This window comes from Bradyrhizobium sp. CCBAU 53340, assembly GCF_015291645.1.
In the GTDB taxonomy this organism is placed as follows: Bacteria; Pseudomonadota; Alphaproteobacteria; order Rhizobiales; family Xanthobacteraceae; genus Bradyrhizobium.
On sequence record NZ_CP030055.1, the window covers coordinates 1,439,067 to 1,457,483 of the forward strand.

The 18,417-nt window shown below is 64.9% G+C and carries 19 protein-coding genes and 1 tRNA gene; 9 read left to right on the forward strand and 11 right to left on the reverse strand.

The window, feature by feature from the left end:
* Positions 1 to 26: 26 nt before the first annotated feature.
* Entirely contained in the window at positions 27 to 917 is an 891-nt protein-coding gene (locus XH89_RS06765; RefSeq protein ID WP_194466327.1) for an alpha/beta fold hydrolase, read from the reverse strand.
* Positions 918 to 1,094: 177 nt separating this feature from the next.
* Here XH89_RS06765 and XH89_RS06770 point away from each other — a divergent pair, with 177 nt between their 5' ends.
* The 3 genes from XH89_RS06770 (at position 1,095) to XH89_RS06780 (ending at position 3,364) form a co-directional block, all read left to right on the forward strand.
* A complete protein-coding gene (locus tag XH89_RS06770; RefSeq protein WP_194466328.1) occupies positions 1,095 to 2,264 on the forward strand; it encodes a cytochrome P450 in 1,170 nt (389 codons plus the stop codon).
* 265 nt (positions 2,265 to 2,529) lie between these two features.
* Complete coding sequence (locus XH89_RS06775; RefSeq protein ID WP_194466329.1) at positions 2,530 to 3,111, forward strand: flavin reductase family protein; 582 nt, start codon at positions 2,530 to 2,532, stop codon at positions 3,109 to 3,111.
* 97 nt (positions 3,112 to 3,208) lie between these two features.
* On the forward strand, positions 3,209 to 3,364 hold the full coding sequence (locus XH89_RS06780; RefSeq protein WP_194466330.1) for a hypothetical protein: 156 nt from the start codon (positions 3,209 to 3,211) through the stop codon (positions 3,362 to 3,364).
* 124 nt (positions 3,365 to 3,488) lie between these two features.
* Here the strand turns inward: XH89_RS06780 and XH89_RS06785 are convergent, their stop codons facing one another.
* From XH89_RS06785 to XH89_RS06825, 9 genes are all read right to left on the reverse strand, one after another.
* Positions 3,489 to 4,637: a M20 family metallopeptidase gene (locus XH89_RS06785; RefSeq protein WP_194466331.1), complete on the reverse strand. Its 1,149-nt coding sequence runs from the start codon at positions 4,635 to 4,637 to the stop codon at positions 3,489 to 3,491.
* A 208-nt stretch (positions 4,638 to 4,845) separates the two neighbouring features.
* On the reverse strand, positions 4,846 to 6,225 hold the full coding sequence (locus XH89_RS06790) for a sigma-54-dependent Fis family transcriptional regulator (protein ID WP_194466332.1): 1,380 nt from the start codon (positions 6,223 to 6,225) through the stop codon (positions 4,846 to 4,848).
* Positions 6,226 to 6,279: 54 nt separating this feature from the next.
* Positions 6,280 to 6,630 carry a flagellar motor switch protein FliN gene (gene fliN / locus XH89_RS06795; RefSeq protein WP_188106168.1) on the reverse strand — a complete coding sequence of 117 codons (351 nt, stop codon included), beginning with the start codon at positions 6,628 to 6,630 and terminating at the stop codon, positions 6,280 to 6,282.
* A gap of 3 nt (positions 6,631 to 6,633) precedes the next feature.
* A complete protein-coding gene (locus XH89_RS06800) occupies positions 6,634 to 7,254 on the reverse strand; it encodes a FliH/SctL family protein (RefSeq protein ID WP_194466333.1) in 621 nt (206 codons plus the stop codon).
* The gene (gene fliG / locus XH89_RS06805) at positions 7,254 to 8,351 is read right to left on the reverse strand and encodes a flagellar motor switch protein FliG (RefSeq protein ID WP_194466334.1); all 1,098 of its coding nucleotides are present in this window, start codon (positions 8,349 to 8,351) and stop codon (positions 7,254 to 7,256) included. Before fliG ends, XH89_RS06800 begins: the two co-directional genes overlap by 1 nt.
* 14 nt (positions 8,352 to 8,365) lie before the next feature.
* Positions 8,366 to 9,979: a flagellar basal-body MS-ring/collar protein FliF gene (fliF, locus tag XH89_RS06810; RefSeq protein WP_194466335.1), complete on the reverse strand. Its 1,614-nt coding sequence runs from the start codon at positions 9,977 to 9,979 to the stop codon at positions 8,366 to 8,368.
* A 181-nt stretch (positions 9,980 to 10,160) separates the two neighbouring features.
* Positions 10,161 to 10,436, reverse strand: coding sequence for a DUF1153 domain-containing protein (locus XH89_RS06815; protein ID WP_002714638.1), 276 nt, complete (start codon positions 10,434 to 10,436; stop codon positions 10,161 to 10,163).
* A gap of 372 nt (positions 10,437 to 10,808) precedes the next feature.
* Positions 10,809 to 11,522 carry a flagellar hook assembly protein FlgD gene (locus XH89_RS06820; RefSeq protein ID WP_194466336.1) on the reverse strand — a complete coding sequence of 238 codons (714 nt, stop codon included), beginning with the start codon at positions 11,520 to 11,522 and terminating at the stop codon, positions 10,809 to 10,811.
* A gap of 13 nt (positions 11,523 to 11,535) precedes the next feature.
* Positions 11,536 to 13,146, reverse strand: a complete 1,611-nt coding sequence (locus tag XH89_RS06825) for a flagellar hook-length control protein FliK (protein ID WP_194466337.1) — start codon at positions 13,144 to 13,146, stop codon at positions 11,536 to 11,538.
* A 349-nt stretch (positions 13,147 to 13,495) separates the two neighbouring features.
* On the opposite strand from XH89_RS06825, the gene mnmA reads away from it, so the two are divergent.
* The 4 genes from mnmA to XH89_RS06845 all read left to right on the forward strand — a co-directional run bounded on the left by mnmA (position 13,496) and on the right by XH89_RS06845 (position 16,063).
* Positions 13,496 to 14,677, forward strand: a complete 1,182-nt coding sequence (gene mnmA, locus XH89_RS06830; RefSeq protein ID WP_194466338.1) for a tRNA 2-thiouridine(34) synthase MnmA — start codon at positions 13,496 to 13,498, stop codon at positions 14,675 to 14,677.
* A 21-nt stretch (positions 14,678 to 14,698) separates the two neighbouring features.
* Positions 14,699 to 15,337, forward strand: coding sequence for a class I SAM-dependent methyltransferase (locus XH89_RS06835; RefSeq protein WP_194466339.1), 639 nt, complete (start codon positions 14,699 to 14,701; stop codon positions 15,335 to 15,337).
* A gap of 46 nt (positions 15,338 to 15,383) precedes the next feature.
* Positions 15,384 to 15,749 carry a hypothetical protein gene (locus tag XH89_RS06840; RefSeq protein ID WP_194466340.1) on the forward strand — a complete coding sequence of 122 codons (366 nt, stop codon included), beginning with the start codon at positions 15,384 to 15,386 and terminating at the stop codon, positions 15,747 to 15,749.
* Between the two features lie 237 nt (positions 15,750 to 15,986).
* Positions 15,987 to 16,063 (forward strand) — tRNA-Met (locus XH89_RS06845).
* 211 nt (positions 16,064 to 16,274) lie between these two features.
* Here the strand turns inward: XH89_RS06845 and XH89_RS06850 are convergent.
* A complete protein-coding gene (locus XH89_RS06850) occupies positions 16,275 to 16,790 on the reverse strand; it encodes an Lrp/AsnC family transcriptional regulator (RefSeq protein ID WP_194466341.1) in 516 nt (171 codons plus the stop codon).
* A gap of 112 nt (positions 16,791 to 16,902) precedes the next feature.
* On the opposite strand from XH89_RS06850, the gene XH89_RS06855 reads away from it, so the two are divergent.
* Positions 16,903 to 17,193 (forward strand): hypothetical protein, encoded by a 291-nt coding sequence (locus XH89_RS06855; protein WP_194466342.1) that lies wholly within the window; start codon positions 16,903 to 16,905, stop codon positions 17,191 to 17,193.
* Positions 17,187 to 18,416, forward strand: coding sequence for a thiamine pyrophosphate-dependent dehydrogenase E1 component subunit alpha (locus XH89_RS06860; RefSeq protein WP_194468390.1), 1,230 nt, complete (start codon positions 17,187 to 17,189; stop codon positions 18,414 to 18,416). Before XH89_RS06855 ends, XH89_RS06860 begins: the two co-directional genes overlap by 7 nt.
* Position 18,417 lies beyond the last annotated feature (1 nt).

Below are 18,417 nucleotides of genomic sequence, written 5' to 3' on the forward strand. Positions count from 1 at the left end.
CAGCCCGGCCGACATTGCTGACGATCCTAGGCTTCGAAGAAGCCTGCCAATTCATGGGCGGTTTGCGCCGGAAACTCTTCAGGGAAGAAGTGACCACCCGCGACGGCATGTCCGGCCACGGTCTCGCACCATCCGCGCCAGATCGCCAATGGACCGCCTTCTCCAACATACCACTTCGCCAGGCCGCCGCCGCGGCTCCAAAGCGCCAGCGTCGGGCAGACAATCTTCTTCCCGGCATCGCGATCGGCGGCATCGTGATCGCGGTCGAGCGTTGCTGCCGCACGGTATTCTTCGCATATCGCATGGAGATGTTCGCGATCTCTCAGCATTGCCGCGTAGCTTGCGCGAACCGCTGGCGGGAAGATCGAAGACGGTGAGCCCCAGCCGGAGAGCGCGCCTTGAATAACGGCATCTGCCGCGACGCCGATCATGTCTTCCGGCAGTGGAGCGGGTTGAGCAAGCAAGCTCCACGGCCAGAAGCTCAACGCAAGGCGAACATCGGCCCGGTCCCACGCATCCGCGGTCGGGATGATATCGAGAACGGCAAGCTTTCGAACGATTGACGGACAATCGAGCGCCATTCGATACGCAACGCGTCCTCCGCGGTCATGCCCAGCCACCATGAAGCGGTCATGACCAAGCCTCTTCATGAGCTTGACCATATCGTCAGCCATCGCACGCTTTGCGTAAGGGCGATGATCAGGGTCCGACGCCGGAGTGCCGCTCTGCCCATACCCGCGAAGATCGGCGCAGACGACCGTAAATCGTTGCGCCAGAATTGGCGCAATATCCCGCCACGTCAAATGGGTTTCCGGGAAACCGTGCAACAGGAGTAGCGGCGGACCATCCCCTGCGATCCTTGCGAAGATTGGCGCCGCTTCAAGGTCTACCAGACGGGATTCAAAGCCGACGAACATGGAGCGCCTCCTTGTTCAGGTCATGCGTCTTGTTCGATCCAACCGGCCGGATTGTTACCGGAACCGACACGGATGGTTCTGAGACTGTCCCAATCGAAGGGGACAGACGACAGTTCCTGAAGGCGCTAGCATCTGGCAGGATCCAGCAAAGCAGGATTCAGCAAAAGGGAGCCTAGCTTGAGCACCGCGCCGCGCATCGACATCGACCCTGCCGCGTTATGGGCCGACCCCTATCCGATGCTCGCGAAAATGCGCAAAGAGGCGCCGATCGCCTTCGTGCCGCAGCTCGGCTCGACGCTGCTGACGAGCCGCGACGACATCTCCATCTCCGAGAAACAGATCGACGTGTTCTCCTCGCACCAGCCTGCCGGCCTGATGAACCGGCTGATGGGCCACAACATGATGCGCAAGGACGGCGAGGCGCATCAGGTCGAGCGCCGTGCGATGTTTCCGACGGTATCGCCGAAGACCGTGAAAGCGCACTGGACCGCGCTGTTCCAGGCCCATGCCGACCGCATCATCGACGCGATCGAGCCCGGGGCGCGGATCGATTTCATGCGCGATTTCGCGCTGCCGTTCTCCGGCGAGTGTCTGAAGTCGATCACCGGCCTCACCAATATCGGCTTTGCCGACATGGATGCGTGGTCGCAAGGCATGATCGAGGGCATCGCCAATTACGGTGGCGATCCCGCCATCGAGGCGCGTTGCCACGCGGCGACGTCGGGCATCGATGCTGCGATCGACGATATCCTGCCGGTGATGCGCAAGCATCCCGACCAGAGTATCCTCGGCGTGCTCCTCGCCTCCGGCATGCCGATGGAGAGCGTGCGCGCCAACGTCAAGCTCGCGATCTCGGGCGGCCAGAACGAGCCGCGCAAGGCGATCGCCGGCACGGTGTGGGCGCTGCTGACGCATCCCGCGCAGCTCGATCTCGTGCGCAAGGGAGAGGTGAGCTGGCTGCAGGCGTTCGAAGAATATGCCCGCTGGATCTCGCCGATCGGCATGTCGCCGCGGCGGATCGCAAAGCCGTGGACGATCCGCGATGTCGCGTTCGAGACGGACGAGCGCGTGTTCCTGATGTTCGGTTCGGCCAATCGCGACGAGAAACATTTCGAGCGCGCCGACCAGTTCGACGTGCGACGCGATACCTCGAAGAGCGTCGCCTTCGGCGCCGGCCCGCATTTCTGCGCCGGCGCCTTCGCCTCGCGCGCCATGATCGCTGACGTCGCGCTGCCGACCGTATTCGCGCGCGCCGAAAAGTTGGAGATCGCAGAAGACGAGAAAGTGCGGATCGGCGGCTGGGCGTTCCGCGGGCTGCTCAACCTGCCCATCAGATGGCTGCACTGACAGGCAAGAGCCTGGTCCGTCCTATGGCGTATGGTGCCTTCCTGCCACTGTTTTGCCCGACGCGTCAACCGGATTTCGAAAAATAAGAAATTGCTCTTCCGGTGGAAGACGTTGGCTACTGTGCATGGGGTTGTTTTCGCAAGCGGCGGGCCGCGCATGCGTGGCTCGACCGGGCTTACCGGCTTCGAGGCCGGATCCTGACCCATCTTTTATCGGCGGATGATCGTACCTAAATAGACGGGGACCCCGTTTCGGGGAGGATGCCATGAATGTAGTGCCCCGCGATCTCATGACCCAAATTCCCGTCTCGTCTGCCGATTTCCGCGGCGCCATGCGCCACCTCACCGGCGGGGTCAGCATTATCACCGCCGGGCGGGGCAAGGACATCACCGGCATGACGGTCACCTCGGTGACGTCGCTGTCGGTCGATCCGCCGACGCTTCTGGTCAGCATCAACCGCGATGCCTCGTCCTTCCCGCTGATCAGGCGCTACGCCGCCTTCGGCGTGAACATCCTGGCGGCCGATCAGCGCGATGTCGCCGAGCGCTTTGCCGGCATGGCTGGCCTGAAGGGGGCCGACCGGTTTGCCGGCAGCCAATGGGTCACGTCTGCCTCCGGCGTTCCGCTGCTGGTCGGCGCCTTGTCCGCGGTCGATTGCGAGGTCGAGGAGATCGTCGAGCGCCACTCGCACGGCATTGTCATCGGCCGTGTCAGGACCATCAAGAACTCGGTGCGTACCGCGGCGCTCGCCTACTGGCACGGCCAGTATGTGGCAGTCGACCAGAACGAGGACGCAGCAAGGCTCGCCGAGGTCAGCCTTCCCGCGCGCAGCCTTCGCGGCGTGTGATCGCCGCAAAGCGAGGCCGCGCAGGCTGGCCTTTTTTCCACCGCCGCTCTAGAAGCGCCGTGAGCTGTCCCGCCGGGACGGCAACGGAGCGGAACGAATGAAGCGCGTCGGGACCTGGGCCTTCTACGCCGTCAGCGCGCTGGCGATCGCGTATCTTGTGCTCTATGCCTATGCGATGTTCCGCGGCCAGCCGTTCGTGCCGGGCGATCCCATCCACATTTTCCGCAAGCCGGACGCGCCGAGTTATTCGTAGAGCTCGGGAGGTCTCGTAGGGTGGGCAAAGCGGAGCGTGCCCACGCATTCTCGCGATCGAGAGAGATGGTGGGCACGGCGCTTCGCACCTTTGCCCACCCTACGACACCGTCAGCGTGGCACCATCATCCCTTCAAAATCGCCAGTGCCAGCGCCTGCGCGCGCGGCACGATGCTGTCGAGCTCGAGATATTCCTCCGGCGAATGCGCGAGCCCGCCGACCGGCCCGACGCCGCAGATGGTCGGCGTCCCCACCGCGGCGGTGAAGCCGGAATCGGCGCAGCCGCCGGAGAACTCGCCCTGCAGCGTGGTGAGGCCGGCCTGCCTGGCGGCGGCCTGATATCCTTCGAACAGCGCCTTCGAGCTCTCGCTCTGCACCACAGGCACGAACTCGCCCTTGATGGTCAGCGTCGCGCTGGTGCCGGGCACATAGGGCGTTGCGATGATGCGCTCGATTTCGGCCATGACAGTGGCGCGATCCCTGGGATCGACATAGCGCATGTCGATCTGGCCCTCGGCGTAAGGCGCCGTCGTGTTGACCGACTGGCCGCCCGAGATCAGGCCGACATTGAGCGTGATGCCCTTGGTGAGGTCGGTCAGCGCGTGGATCTGGATGATCTTGTGCGCGAGCTCGCCGATCGCGCTGATACCGGCGGCGAAGTTGGCGCCGGAATGCGCGGCCTTCCCGGTAATGGCCATATGCATGAAGATGCCGCCCTTGCGGCTGGTGACGACATTGCCCGTGGGGCGGCCCGGCTCGGAATTGAACACGGCGCGCGCCGAGCGGCCCTCGCGCTCGATCACCGGCCGCGACGAAGGCGAGCCGATCTCCTCGTCCGAGGTGATCAGCAGCTTGATCGGATGCGAGTTGCCGCCGAATTTGTGGAAGGCGGTGGCGACGAAGATGTTCATGACGACGCCGGCCTTCATGTCGGCGACGCCGGGTCCGTAGGCGCGGTTGTCGCGAATCGTGAACGGGCGCTTCCCGGCCTCGCCCTTGCCGAACACGGTGTCGCGATGCCCCATCAACAGCACCGGCTTTTCGTTGCTGCCGGGCTTGGCCACGTCGGCGTGGATCGCATCGCCAAAGGTGTCATTGGCCTCGCGCCGGAACGGAATTCCATGCTCGGCAAAATGCCGCTCGAACCGCGCACCGACCGCGTCGACGCCCGCTTTGTCATAGGACCCGGAATCGATGTTCACGACGTCGCGCAACAGATCGATCATCGCCTGCCGCTGCGACGCCAGCCAGTCCGTGATTTGAGCTTCCGACATAAGGTTCCTCGCGTGGTTCTCGCGACCGTTATAGGGCCTGGCGTCGCGGCGACCTAGTCGCCGGATGCGGTGCGGCCATGTGTTCGCTCTGTCACCCTGAGGTGCCCGCGAAGCGGGCCTCGAAGGGCGACGGGTCTGGCACTGGCGCGCATGAAAAATGCCCGGGACCAAGCCCGGGCATTCACATCGTCAACAGTAGCCAGAAGCCCTACGCCCCCATCATCCGCGGATATTCACCCGGCGTGCCCGCCGGTGTGATCGGGATGCCGCCGTCGGCATATTCGTTGAGCTTGTTGCGCAGCGTGCGGATCGAGATGCCGAGGATGTTGGCGGCATGGGTCCGGTTGCCGAGGCAGTGCTTGAGCGTCTCCAGGATCAGGTCCCGCTCGACATCGGCGACGGTGCGCCCGACGAGTGCGCGCGTCACCTGCTCGGCGGCCATGGTGGCGTGCGCCACGGCCGGTGGGGTCTTGGCAAGGTCGAGGCGGTCGCCGTCGGGGGTGAGGATCGCATCGGGGCCGATCTCGTCGCCCTGCGCCATCAGCACCGCGCGGTGCATGGTGTTTTCGAGCTCGCGGACGTTGCCCTGCCAGCGGTTGGCGGACAGCACGCGTTTGGCTTCGGCCGAGATGGGACGCAGCGGCACGCCGTTGGCCTCGGCATATTTCTTCACGAAATGCTGGGCGAGCTCCATGATGTCGGCGGGACGCTCGCGCAGCGGCGGAATCTTCAAATTCACGACGTTGAGGCGGAACAGCAGGTCCTCGCGGAAGGTGCCTTCGCGCACGGCATCCGCCAGGTTGCGGTTCGAGGTCGCGATGATGCGGATGTCAACCGGCACCGGCTTGGTGCCGCCGACGCGATCGATCACGCGCTCCTGGATGGCGCGCAGCAGTTTCGATTGCAGACGGACGTCCATCTCGGAGATTTCGTCCAGCAGCAGCGTGCCGCCGGTCGCCTCCTCGAACTTGCCGATGCGGCGGGCGACCGCGCCGGTGAAGGCGCCCTTCTCATGGCCGAACAGCTCGGATTCCAGGAGATGCTCGGGGATCGCGGCGCAGTTGATCGAGATGAACGGACGCTTGGCGCGGGCCGAGCGAGTGTGGACGTAGCGCGCCAGCACCTCCTTGCCCGTGCCGGATTCGCCGGTGATCATCACCGAGGCATCCGAGCCTGCGATCTGCTGGGCGAGCTTGATGACGCGCGCCATGGCGTCGTCGCGATAGACCAGCTCGCGGGAATCGTTGGCGACGGCGGCCAGCACCGCGGCGATCAGCTCCGGCTCCGGCGGCAGCGGGATGTATTCCTTGGCGCCGGCGTGGATCGCGGCGACCGCGGCGCGAGCGTCGTTGGTAATGCCGCAGGCGACGATCGGGGCGTGGATGTGCTCGGCCTCGAGCCGCATCACGAGGTCGCGGATGTCGAGGGCGACGTCGACCAGCAGGAGGTCGGCGCCCTTGCCGCCGCGCAGCACGCGCATCGCCTGCTCGTGATCCTCGGCATGGGTCACGGTGGCGCCGTTGTCCATCGCGATCTTGGTAGCGGTGGTGAGCTGGCCCTTCAATGTGCCAACGATGAGAAGCCGCATGTCAGTCTCCTGTCCGTCTGTTTGCGCTGGCGCGCATCATTCTCCAAGCGAGCGCTAGCCGCGTTCCGTCTTGATGATTTCCGTCATGGTCACGCCGAGCTTGTCCTCGACCAGGACGACCTCGCCGCGGGCGACCAGCTTGTTGTTGACATAGATGTCGATGGCCTCGCCGACGCGGCGGTCGAGCTCGAGCACGGTGCCGGGTCCGAGCTTCAAGAGCTCGCCGACATCCATCTTGGACCGGCCGAGCACCGCCGACACCTGCACCGGCACGTCGAAGACGGCCTCGAGGTCGGCGGCAACGCGCGCGGCATATTCGTCCTCGTTGTAGCCGACATCGGTGCCGCCGGGCGGCAGCGGGCCGTTGAGGTCGGGCAGCGGGACCTGTCCGTCGGTGTCGCTCATGGCTTAGTTCCCCTTGCGGGACGCGATATAGCGTCCGACCATGTCGTCGATTTTGGCCGCGATGGCGCTGCGCTCCAGCACGACGCCGCCATCGGCCCACTCGATCCGGCAATCGCCGGTGGCAATTTCGGGCTCGGCCAGGATCACCAGTCGCCCCTCGAAGCCGCTCTGCTTGGCGAGCCGCTCGATCTTCTCGCGGGCGCTCTCGTAGAGCGAATCGTTGATGCGGACGACGAGATGCGGCGTCGCGACCAGGTGCGAGAAGCAATCCTTGACCAGCGCCATGATCTCGCCGAGCGGCTCGGCAGCGACCAGATCGGCGCACAGCTTTCGCGCCACCGCGACGGCGACGTCGACCGCTTCGGTCTCCATCTTGCTCTCGATGTTGCCGATGCCCGCGGCAATGCCCCGGATCGCGATGTTGATCTCTTCCATGGCGAGCGCGACGCGGCGGTCGCTCTCGGCCTTGGCCTCGTGCTGGCCCGCGGCAAAGCCGTCCTGATAGGCGCGCGCTTCGGCCTCCGCGACCTTCTGCGCGATCTCGGCCGCGGTCGCGGCCTTCTCGCGCGTCCGGTCGGGTGCGGCGAAGTCGGTATCGAACAGGAATTTGGCCGGAGCGCCCATCAGTACACCAGTTCGTCGTCAGCGCGGTTCTTGGTCAGCATGATCTCGCCCTTGGCGGCGAGGTCCTTGGCGAGGTTGACCAGCAGAGCCTGGGCCTCGTCGACATCGCGCAGCCGCACCGGACCCATCGCCGCCATGTCGTCCTGCAGCATTTTTGCGGCGCGCGAGGACATGTTGCCGAAGAAGAAGTTGCGGACGTCCTCGTTGGCACTCTTCAGCGCCACGCCGAGCTTGTCCTTGTCGACGTTGCGCATCAAGGTCTGGGCCGAGCCGGAGTCGAGCTTGACGAGGTCGTCGAAGGTGAACATCAGCGCCTTGATGCGCTCGGCCGATTCCCGGTTGTCTTCTTCGAGCGAGGTGATGAAGCGGGTTTCGGTCTGGCGGTCGAAGTTGTTGAAGATTTCCGCCATCACCTCGTGGGCGTCGCGGCGGCGGGTCTGCGACAGGTTCGACATGAATTCGGTGCGCAGCGTCTTCTCCACGCTCTCGATCACCTCCTTCTGCACGGCTTCCATCTTCAGCATGCGGTTGACGACGTCGAGCGCGAGATCTTCGGGGAAGATGCCGAGCACGCGTGCGGCATGTTCCGGCTTCAGCTTCGACAGCACCACGGCGATGGTCTGCGGATATTCGTTCTTGAGGTAGTTGGCGAGGACCTCTTCCTGCACGTTGGAGAGTTTTTCCCACATGTTGCGCCCCGCGGGGCCGCGGATCTCGTCCATGATGCCGTTGACGCGCTCCGGCGGCAGGTACTGCTGGAGCAGGCGTTCGGTGGCGTCGAAATTGCCCATCAGCGCGCCCGAGGCGGACATGCGCGAGACGAATTCGAGCAGCATGTCCTCGACGGTGTCGACCTCGACGGTGCCGAGGGTGGACATTTCCAGCGAGAGCTGACGCACCTCGTCGTCGTCGAGCAGGCCCCAGATCTTGCCGCCATACTGCTCGCCGAGTGCCAGCATCAGGATCGCGGCGCGGCGCGGGCCGGTCAGTTGCTCGGTGCCCCTCCCATCCTTGGACCGGTTGCCGGCGCGCTGGCCGAGCGTCGAGATCACGCTGGTGATGTCGTTCGAGTTGGCGTTTTGCAGGGAAGCGGCCATGTCAGTTCACTCGATCATTTCGTGGGTTCGGTCAGCCACTGACGGATGATGGCGACGGTTTCGTTGGGGTTGCGCTCGGCGAGCTCGCCGACGCGATGAACGGATTGGGCGTGGACCTGGCCCTGGATGGTGGCGACGTCGATTGCGCTGGCGGCGCCGCTTGGCAAGAGCGCCTGGCCGCCGGCCGGCGCGGCCTCTTCGGAAGCCGCAGGGCCGGCGAGGACGCCGCTGATGGCGGCTGCGACTTCGTCAGAGGCGAGAATGCGCTTCACCAGCGGGCGGATCACCATGAACATGACGACCAGGCCGAGCAGCATCATCACGCCGAGCTCGACGAAATACATGATGTCGTCCTTGGTGAACTGCAGCGAGCCAAGAAAGCCGGAGGGCTCGGTGATCGGGGCGGTGGAGGGCGCGTCGGCGAAGCGCAGATTGACGACCTCGACCTGGTCGCCGCGCTTCTGGTCGAAGCCGATTGCCGAGCGCACCAGGGTGGCGATGCGATCGAGCTGTTCCTTGCTGCGGTCGGTGTAGGCGAGCTCGCCCTTGTCGTTCTTGGTGTAGATGCCGTCGACCAGCACCGCGACCGAGATGCGGTTGACCCGGCCGGCCTCGGTCACCTCGGTCTTGGTGGTGCGGGAGATCTCGTAATTGTTGGTCTCTTCGGTCTTCTTGCTCTGGTCCTTCGCCGGCAGGCCGTTGTTCTGCTGGTTGCCGGGCAGCTCGTTGTTGACCGTGACCTGACCGTTGTTGTCGGTGGTGAGGCTGCTCTCTTCCCGGGTCTGGGTCGAACGCAGCACGCGACCTTCGGGATCGAACTTGTCCGAGGTCTGGGTGATCTTGTTGAAGTCGAAATCGGCGGAGAGCTGGACGCGGGCGCGGCCGGAGCCGACCACGGAGGAGACGATGTCCTCGACCTCCTTGCGCAGCCGCTTTTCGAAGGCGATGCGCCGGTCGTCGCCTGCGGCCTGCTCCGGATCGGTCTGGGCGCCGTCGGCGAGCAGCTGGCCGGCCTCATCCACGATCGAGACGCGCTGCGGCTTCAGCCCGTTGACCGCGGAGGCGACGAGGTGGCGGATGGCGCGGATCTGCTGGGCTTCGAGCGAGCCGCGGACCCGCACCACGATCGAGGCCGACGGCTCCGGCGCCTCGCGCGCGAACAGCGGGCGCTCGGGCAGCACGAGATGGACGCGGGCGGCCTGGATCCGGTCGATGGCGCGGATGGTGCGGGCGAGCTCGCCCTCCAGCGCGCGCAAGTGATTGATGTTCTGGACGAAAGAGGTGGTGCCGAGTGCGTCCGACTTGTCGAAGACCTCGTAGCCGACGCCGCCGCCCTTGGGCAGGCCGCCTTCGGCGAGCTTCATCCGCAAGCGGGTGACCTTGTCCTTCGGCACCATGATGATGGAGCCTTCATTGCGCAGCTCGAACTGGATGCCTTGGCGTTCCAGATCCTTGATAATGCTGGAGGAATCTTCGACGCTGAGGTCGGTGAACAGCGTCGTCATTTGCGGCGTGGTGACCCGCATGATGACGAAGGCAAAGAAGCCGATGAGCGCGGCGGTGACCGCGATCATCGCCCCGAAGCGGGCGGCGCCGATACCTTTTAAAAAGTCCGCAAGACCTTGCAAGTAACCGCCTCGACAGATTCGGCCCGCATTTCAGGACGGCCGAGTGGGCAATTATTGCCTAGGTGATGGTTTCGATATGGTTAACGAAGGTTAAGAGCTCGGACAAAAGTAGCGACATGACAAAAATCGGCCTCGCGGGGCGGGGCCGATTTTCGTCAAAAGCAGCAGATTTCCGGATTGCTTACTGGCGATATTGCTGGATGCGGGTGGTGCGAAGACCCGCCAGACCATGCTGGTCAATGGAAAACTGCCAGGAGAGGAATTCGTCGACCGTCAGGGTATAACGGCTGCAGGCCTCCTCGAGGGAGAGAAGTCCACCGCGAACTGCGGCGACGACTTCGGCCTTGCGGCGGATGACCCAGCGTTTGGTGCCGGGTGCGGGCAGATCTGCAATCGTCAGCGGACTGCCGTCCGGCCCGATGACGTATTTTACCCTCGGGCGATGGGGTTCTGTCATGGCGTACTCACAAACTCTCAACCACTGAACTCACGCCGTAACCCTACGCGTGGCGGCTTAAAAATCCGCTAAGCCTAAGGCTTCAATACAATTCTCGTTGAATCCGGCTGGGACGAAAGCGGCCCGGCGGCTGAAAGCGCAATTTCAGCGAGCCGAGCGGGGTCTGCGTAAATACTTTGCTAAGGAATGAGGCGGGCGTTGACGTCGCGAGGGCCTCAATTGTCGTCCTGGCGAAAGTCAGGACCCATTACCCCAGGGAGTAGTTTGGCGAAGACTCGGGGTTACCTCTTCGCCTCAAATGACGTTCGGTGGTTTTGGGTCCTGGCGTTCGCCAGGACGATACCGAGTAGGTCGCAGCGGAATCGCCCTCAATCAATTGCTGCTGGTCGCCACAATGCTCTTCACCTGGCTCAGCGTGTAGCTGTTGCCGTCAATCGAGAGCAGCGGCGGCGATTGGGTCAGGTCGACCGACGACACCACGCCCTGCACCTGCGCTGCGATGCCGACATTGTTGCCCGCGACGTCTTTGCCGGTCGCCGTGATCGTGTACTTGCCATCAGGCCATTGCGTGCCGTCATTGCCCTGGCCGTTCCAGGTGAAGGGAACATCCGAGGCGGCGCCGGCGGTATATTTGCCGGTGAACACGGTCTGGCCGCTGGAATTGGCGATGGAGATGTCCACGGTCGCGTCGCTCGGCACGTTGAGGTGCCAGGTCGCCGACGAGTTCTTCATGGTTGCGGTGGTGCCGTCGACCACAGCGGTCTTGCCGACGAACCCGAGCGCCTGGGTCGCCTGCGTGGTCTGCTGCAGGGTGACGAGCTGGGACAGCGAATCGTTGGTCTTGAGCTGCTGTTCGACGCCAGCGAACTGCACCAACTGCTGCGTGAACTGGTTGGTGTCGAGCGGATCGAGCGGGTTCTGGTTCTGTAGCTGCGTGGTCAGCAGCGTCAGGAAGGTCTGGAAGTTGCCGGCGAGCGTCGCGCCCGTGGACGAGCTCAGGCTCGAGCTTGACGAGGACGACGATGACGAGGTCGGCGTCGTACCGGAGACGACTGATGGCGCGGTGGCGGCATTCGTGGTGGTCATGGCCTGATACTCCTCACACTCTGATATCGACGCCGCTGCTCGAGCCGAGCATGCGGCCATAGCTGCGGCTGACGGGCGCGCTTGCGGCCTGATCGTCCTCGCTGATGATCAGGCGGCGGGCATTGCCGGAATTGTCGTTGTTCTGGCCGGCGTTCTGGCCTGACGAATTCTGGTCGCGCAGGCTGAAGGAGAGTCCGTTGCTGCCGGTCTTGAGGCCGGCATTGTCGAGCGCGCGCTGCAATTGCGGCGCATCCTGCCTCAGCATCGACAGAGTCTCCGGCTTCTCGACGGTGAGATGCGAGGTGACCTGCCCGTTGCGGTCGACATTGATGCGCACGTCGATGCGGCCGAGATCGGCCGGGTCGAGGCTGATGTCGAACCGGGTTTTTCCGGCGCGCGCGGCGGCCGCGATCTCGATCGGAATGCCGCTGATCGGCACCGCGTTGGGGTTCGCCGCGGTCGCGGTCAGCGTTGCCGTCGAGGCGGTCGCGGCCGAGGTCGTATTCGTTAGCGGCGCCTGCACGGCGCTGGCGGCCTGCGCGCTGGTGTCGGTCGTTGCGCCGGCGAGGCCTTGCGTATCGGCATGCACGTGCGTCGTCGGCGCGGCCGGCGCCGCGTCAGCGGTGCGATCGGTTGCGGTCTTCGCATCGGCAGTGGTCGTGTCAGCCTGCGACTTTGCGGCTTGCGGATGCGCGGCGGCGCCCGCCGCGGTCGCGGGATTTTGCGCAGGTGTCGCGGTCTGCGCGCTCTTGCCGGCGTCCTGGCCTATATTGGAGACGTCGGTCTGACCTTGCGCTGTTACGGCCGCCTTGAACGAGGTCTTCGGCGTGCCCTGATCGACCGCGGTGATCTGCGCGGCCTTCGCCGTGACATCGGTTGCGGTGGCGTCGGTGTTCGCAACAGCCACCTCGGTGAGCGCGGCCTTTGCGTCGGTGGTGCTGGCCACGCCGGTCTTGGCAGTCTTGCCGGTCGCATCCGCCTTGATGCCGACGATCTGCGCCGCGGTCGAAGCGCTGGCGGCGATGCCGGCGGCTGCGATCGTCAGCGGCGAGGAGGTGGCGTTGGCAGCAGCCTGGTTCGCCACAGCATTCGGGTCGACTGGCACCGCGGGCGCGGCAACAGGTACGGTGGTCGGAACGGGCGTTGCCGCCGGCGTCGCAGCGGCTTGAGCGGCAGCCGCGGCATCCACGGCTGCGGCGAGGCCGTCGGTGGCGTTGTCGGTCTTGTCGCTCTTGGTGCTGTCGGACTTGTCGCCCGACTTGGCGGCCGAGGCGTCAGTCTTGTCGTTAGGTTTGCCGTCGGTCTTGGCCGGAGCGGCCGGCGTGTCGCTCGTGGCTGTCGTCGCGGTATCCGGGCCGTCGCTCGCCTTGCTCCGCGAGGACTGGTCGGTCGAGGAGCTGTCCCGCGCGCTCTTGTCGGACGAGGACGAGGCGGAATCGCTTCGCCGCGGCGCGGGTTCCTGGGTCGAGGACGGGGCGCTGTTGCTGATGGCCTGGGTGTTGCTGTCGACCAGATCGCCGAAGGAGGAGCTGGGCGTCTGGTCCTTGGTCTGCGACCGGGCAGGTTTCTGCTGCGCGCTGGAGACTTGCGCACTAGCCGCTACGTCTGACGTGACACCAACCACGGGCGACCCCTTGAAAACATCTTCGGACCAAGAGGTTAGCAAGGAGCGGGCCAGAGTCGTCTTGAGCTATTTTATACAGCAAAATCAATGTCTTGATGGGGTGCGGTTGATGCTGCGGGGCTTCCCAAAACCCCATCATTTCTGCCGCCCCGGCAAGAATTGCCCCTCGCTCACCGCCCGCCCGATTGCTTCACCGGAATGCCACCTATATTAAAGGGTGCTCTCAGCCGCTTTCGACCGGGCAAGCCGTGCCCTTCGGGAACCTCGGTTCCCGGGGAGCGCCGATGTCCCGGTCAAAGGCGAAGGAAAATCGCGGATCGCCGCACGCCGTCACAACCGCTTTAGGCCCATGCTCAACAGTCTGGATCTCGAAGGCCGTCCTGAGGATACCAGGGTCGTCGTTGCCATGTCGGGCGGCGTCGATTCCTCGACCACGGCTGCGCTGCTCAAGGCGGAAGGCTACGACGTCGTCGGCATCACGCTGCAGCTCTACGACCACGGCGCGGCCACCCACCGCAAGGGCGCCTGCTGCGCCGGCCAGGACATCCACGATGCCCGCGACGTCGCCGCCAAGCTCGGCATTCCCCATTACGTGCTCGATTACGAGGATCGCTTTCGCGAGTCCGTCATCGATGTCTTCGCCGACTCCTACGCGCTCGGCGAGACGCCGGTGCCCTGCATCGAGTGCAACCGCAGCGTCAAGTTCCGCGACCTGTTGAAGACTGCGCGCGAGCTCGGTGCGCAGGCGCTCGCCACCGGCCATTACGTCGCCTCGCGCCGTCAGGGCGACGGCTCGCGCGCGCTGGTCTGCGCGGCCGACGCCGATCGCGACCAGAGCTATTTCCTGTTCGCGACGACGCAGGAACAGCTCGACTTCCTGCGCTTCCCGCTCGGCGACATGACCAAGCCCGAGACGCGCGAGCTCGCGCGCCGCTTCGGTCTCTCGGTCGCCGACAAGCACGACAGCCAGGACATCTGCTTCGTGCCGACGGGTCGCTACACCGACATCGTGACGCGCCTGCGTCCAAACGCGATGGACCCCGGCGACATCGTCGATCTCGACGGCCGCGTGCTCGGCCAGCATCACGGCATCGCCAATTTCACCGTCGGCCAGCGTCGTGGTCTCGGCATCGCCGCGAGTGCGCCGCTGTTCGTGGTGCGGCTGGATGCCGCCAACCGCCGTGTCGTGGTCGGCCCGCGCGATGCGCTGAAGATGCACCGCATCGCCTTGCGTGACGTCAACTGGATCGGCGGCGGCGATATCGACCGCGCCATCGGAGGCGGCCTCGAGCTGTTCGTGCGCGTGCGCTCGACCCGCGCGCCGCAGCCGGCGTGGCTGCGCGGCGCAAACGGCCACTACGAGGTCGAGCTCGTCGCCGGCGAAGAGGGCGTCTCGCCGGGACAAGCCTGCGTGTTCTACGACGCAGCCAGCGGGCAGGCGCGCGTGCTCGGCGGCGGCTTCATCCAGAGCGCTGCTGCGAAGGTCGCTACGAGCACGACGAGGCCGCTCGTCGAGGCGGTCCGCGGCTAAAGAATTTCCGGGGCAGGGGGCATGGCAGCAGACATCTCGCGGGCCGGGGTCGAGAAGGCCTATGGCCGCTGGGCGCCGGTCTATGATCTCGTGTTCGGCAAGGTGTTCGATGCCGGCCGGCAGTCGACCATCGCCGAGGCCGATCGCATCGGCGGCCGTATTCTCGACGTCGGCGTCGGCACCGGGCTTTCGCTGTCCGATTACTCGCGCACCACGAAGATCTGCGGCGTCGACATTTCCGAGCCGATGCTGCGCAAGGCGCAACAACGCGTGCGTGCGCTTCGCCTCTCCAATGTCGAAGTGCTCTCGGTGATGGACGCGAAGAATCTCGCCTTTCCCGACGGTGCTTTCGATGCGGTGGTCGCGCAATATGTCATCACCGCGGTGCCAGATCCCGAAGGCACGCTCGATGAGTTCGTGCGCGTGCTGAGGCCGGGCGGCGAGCTGATCCTGGTCAACCACATCGGCGCCGAGAGTGGCCCGCGAAAGCTGTTCGAGCTGGCCTTCGCGCCGATCGCCCGCCGCCTCGGCTGGCGCCCGGAATTCCCGTGGGATCGCCTCGTCAACTGGGCCGCCAGGCACGGCGGCGTCACGCTCGCCGAGCGCCGCCCCATGCCGCCGATGGGTCACTTCTCGCTGATCCGCTACCACAAATCGTAATGTTCAGCGGTGGGAACAGCGCGCGGGCTCCGCGCGTTTCCTTCCCATGCGCACGACATCAAACCTCATTTTTGCGGGCCTCGTGATCGCAGCCTCTGCGCCAGCGATCGCGCAGGCCCCGCCCGCCCCGGCGACGCCGCCGCAAGCGACCGCGCCGCCATCCCCGCAACACGCAGCCGCCGACTGCGCCCCGCAGGACCGCCCGAACCGCGCCACCGCGCCGGACGGCACCACCACCGGGCAATCGAGGGAACTGCTTGGCGACAAGCTGGCCAAATCCGACGGCGTGCTCTGCCCGCCCGCAGGCGTCGACCCCGAAATGCACGCCCCTGCGCCGAGCACGGACGGCAAAATGCCCGTGATCCCGCCCCCCGGCAGCCCCGGCGGCGACCCCAATGTGAAGCCGAAATAGGGTGTTTCGGCGCAAGTGTGCTTCCTCGCCTCTCCCCGCCTGCGCGGAGAGGCCGGACTCTGCGCAACAGCGCCCGGGTGAGGGGGACTCTCCACGAGTCTGGTGTGAGAAAGCGCCTGATTCCGATGCCAAAATCACTCTATGGGCTCAAGCGACCTTAGCTTGACTTCCCACCGCCCCCTTCCTTATATGCCGCGCGTTCGCGAGATCGGCCGTTTCGGCCTCCGCGATCCCTGTGGCGGGGTAGCTCAGCTGGTTAGAGCACGGGAATCATAATCCTGGGGTCGGGGGTTCGAGTCCCTCCCCCGCTACCAATTCTGCGATTTTGCACTCCAAACTGTGGTTTGCTGCGATTTTCCGCGCAGTACGCCCGTTCCGGTGTACCCAGCCGTTACCAACGGGATCCGAAAAGTTTGCGAGGCAGCGTAGTCCTTGCGTGCGGAATCGAGCCCGGGGTGCGGCGCTGCCCCAGGCGGCAATGGGTGTCTTGTGCCGGATTTCACCGACTTGGACTCTATGCCTGCTCTAGCCACCTGCGCTGACGAGCAGTGGATCGGCTGACATGACGAGCTTCAGGCTCCGCAGCGAAAAGGTCGATCGGGTGTGCCTGATGCCCTGAATCCGGTAGAGCTTCTCACGTAGAAAGCGCTCGTAGTGCGTGGTGTCGGCGACCGCAACCTTGACCAGATAGTCATAGTCGCCGGTGACGAGGTTGGCTTCGATCACCTCCGGGATCTTGGCAAGGGAATCGCCAAACCGCGCGAGCACCTTGTCGTCGTGCTTGTCGAGTGTGACTTCGATGAAGACGATATCCTTCAGGCCGATGGCGGCGTGATCGATGACGGCCGCGTAGTGTTTGATCACACCGATCTCCTCCAGGCGTCTGACCCGCGACCAGCATGGGGAAGATGACAGCCCGACGCGATCGGCCAGTTCGTTGATCGTCAGCCGTCCTTCGTTACGAAGAATCGAAAGGATCTTTCGGTCGATCAGGTCGAGCTGCGCCTTGGTTCGCGCTTTCGTGCTGGAAGACGATTTCATCGAAAATCTCCGAAATGGCAGATGATCCTTCTGCAATCTGACATTCTTGCACAAAAGATCGGGAGAATCACCTGATCACCCGGCAGTAGAGTCCTGGCGAGGAGATCAGCCCATGCCTGCTTCGGCGCACCGCGCTTCATCTGTCGTCTTCAGGGCCTTCGCAACGGACTCGCTCGCTGCGGCATCGCAACTTCTGACCGATGTGCAGCGGTTCGGCTTGCAGATGGTCGAATTCCGCATGACGGTTGATGTGGAAGGAGGCGCGGCCATCGACTTCGGCATCGACGGAACGCCGGGCCGTGATCACGCGGTTCTCTGCTCCCGCTTCGCGCGGCATCCCGCGCTTCGTTCGGTCGAGATCGTCGGGGGATCTCCGACCGGAACCGACGGCACGGCATCATGAATGTCCTGCCTCTCGGTTTGCATATTCCCGAGCCGCAGCCTTGCTTCGGCCGCGCCGATGTCAGCGGCTCGCATCTTTCGGATGCGGGACGGGTGCCTCGCCCGGCGGTCGATGTCGAGGCGCGTGAGATCCGTCATCTCGCCTATGATCTGATCCGGGTGCTGGATGGCGATGGCCGTGCGGTCGGTCCGTGGTCAGGCGCATGCACCGCCGATCAACTCCGCTCGGGCCTGCGTGCGATGCTCAAGACAAGAGCTTACGACGCCCGCATGACCATGATGCAGCGGCAGCGCAAGACGTCCTTCTACATGCAGTGCACCGGAGAAGAGGCGATCGCGTGCGGCTCTCTGACGGCACTGCAGGCGGGGGACATGAACTTCCCGACCTACCGCCAGCAGGGGCTGCTCATCGCGCAGGACTGGCCGGTGGTCGACATGATGTGCCAGGTCCTGTCGAACGAAAAGGACCGTATGAAAGGCCGCCAGCTTCCGGTGTTCTATTCGGCGCGCGAGGCGGGCTTCTTCTCCATTTCCGGCAATCTCGCTACCCAATATGTGCAGGCTGTCGGCTGGGCAATGGCATCGGCGATGCGCGGCGAGGGGCGTGTCGCTGCCGCATGGATCGGCGAGGGAGCCACCGCCGAGAATGACTTTCATGCCGCGCTGGTGTTCGCCTCGGTATATCGCCCGCCAGTCATTCTCAATGTCGTCAACAATCAGTGGGCGATCTCGACAGCTCAATCCGTCGCCGGCGGGGAGGGAGCCACCTTTGCAGCCCGGGCGCTGGGCTACGGCATTCCCGCGCTCCGGGTCGATGGAAACGACTATCTCGCGGTTCACGCCGCCGCTTGTTGGGCGGTGGAGCGGGCTCGCCGGAATTTCGGGCCGACCCTGATCGAGTGGGTGACCTATCGGGCCGCGCCGCATTCGACCTCCGACGATCCCTCAAAATATCGCGCGCAGGAAGACCAGGCGGCCTGGCCGCTCGGCGATCCCATTGAGCGGCTCAAGGACCATCTGATCGGGCGTGGAGCCTGGAGCGAGCCGCGCCATGTGCAGCTCAAGGCCGAGCTCGACGAGGAGATCGCCGTCGCGGCGAAGGAAGCGCAGAGCTACGGGACCCTCATGGAGGGAACAAAATGCAGCCCGGCCTCGATGTTCGACGATGTCTACAAGCAGATGCCAACCCATTTGCGCGAACAGCGCCAGGAGCTCGGTTTTTGAC

What these genes read in the sequence shown, in the direction of transcription:
- XH89_RS06765 (WP_194466327.1), bottom strand. Translation starts at nt 917, where the DNA reads ATGTTCGTCGGCTTTGAATCCCGTCTGGTAGACCTTGAAGCGGCGCCA.
- XH89_RS06775 (WP_194466329.1), top strand. Translation starts at nt 2,530, where the DNA reads ATGAATGTAGTGCCCCGCGATCTCATGACCCAAATTCCCGTCTCGTCT.
- XH89_RS06780 (WP_194466330.1), top strand. Translation starts at nt 3,209, where the DNA reads ATGAAGCGCGTCGGGACCTGGGCCTTCTACGCCGTCAGCGCGCTGGCG.
- XH89_RS06785 (WP_194466331.1), bottom strand. Translation starts at nt 4,637, where the DNA reads ATGTCGGAAGCTCAAATCACGGACTGGCTGGCGTCGCAGCGGCAGGCG.
- XH89_RS06790 (WP_194466332.1), bottom strand. Translation starts at nt 6,225, where the DNA reads ATGCGGCTTCTCATCGTTGGCACATTGAAGGGCCAGCTCACCACCGCT.
- fliN (WP_188106168.1), bottom strand. Translation starts at nt 6,630, where the DNA reads ATGAGCGACACCGACGGACAGGTCCCGCTGCCCGACCTCAACGGCCCG.
- XH89_RS06800 (WP_194466333.1), bottom strand. Translation starts at nt 7,254, where the DNA reads ATGGGCGCTCCGGCCAAATTCCTGTTCGATACCGACTTCGCCGCACCC.
- fliG (WP_194466334.1), bottom strand. Translation starts at nt 8,351, where the DNA reads ATGGCCGCTTCCCTGCAAAACGCCAACTCGAACGACATCACCAGCGTG.
- XH89_RS06815 (WP_002714638.1), bottom strand. Translation starts at nt 10,436, where the DNA reads ATGACAGAACCCCATCGCCCGAGGGTAAAATACGTCATCGGGCCGGAC.
- XH89_RS06820 (WP_194466336.1), bottom strand. Translation starts at nt 11,522, where the DNA reads ATGACCACCACGAATGCCGCCACCGCGCCATCAGTCGTCTCCGGTACG.
- mnmA (WP_194466338.1), top strand. Translation starts at nt 13,496, where the DNA reads ATGCTCAACAGTCTGGATCTCGAAGGCCGTCCTGAGGATACCAGGGTC.
- XH89_RS06835 (WP_194466339.1), top strand. Translation starts at nt 14,699, where the DNA reads ATGGCAGCAGACATCTCGCGGGCCGGGGTCGAGAAGGCCTATGGCCGC.
- XH89_RS06840 (WP_194466340.1), top strand. Translation starts at nt 15,384, where the DNA reads ATGCGCACGACATCAAACCTCATTTTTGCGGGCCTCGTGATCGCAGCC.
- XH89_RS06850 (WP_194466341.1), bottom strand. Translation starts at nt 16,790, where the DNA reads ATGAAATCGTCTTCCAGCACGAAAGCGCGAACCAAGGCGCAGCTCGAC.
- XH89_RS06855 (WP_194466342.1), top strand. Translation starts at nt 16,903, where the DNA reads ATGCCTGCTTCGGCGCACCGCGCTTCATCTGTCGTCTTCAGGGCCTTC.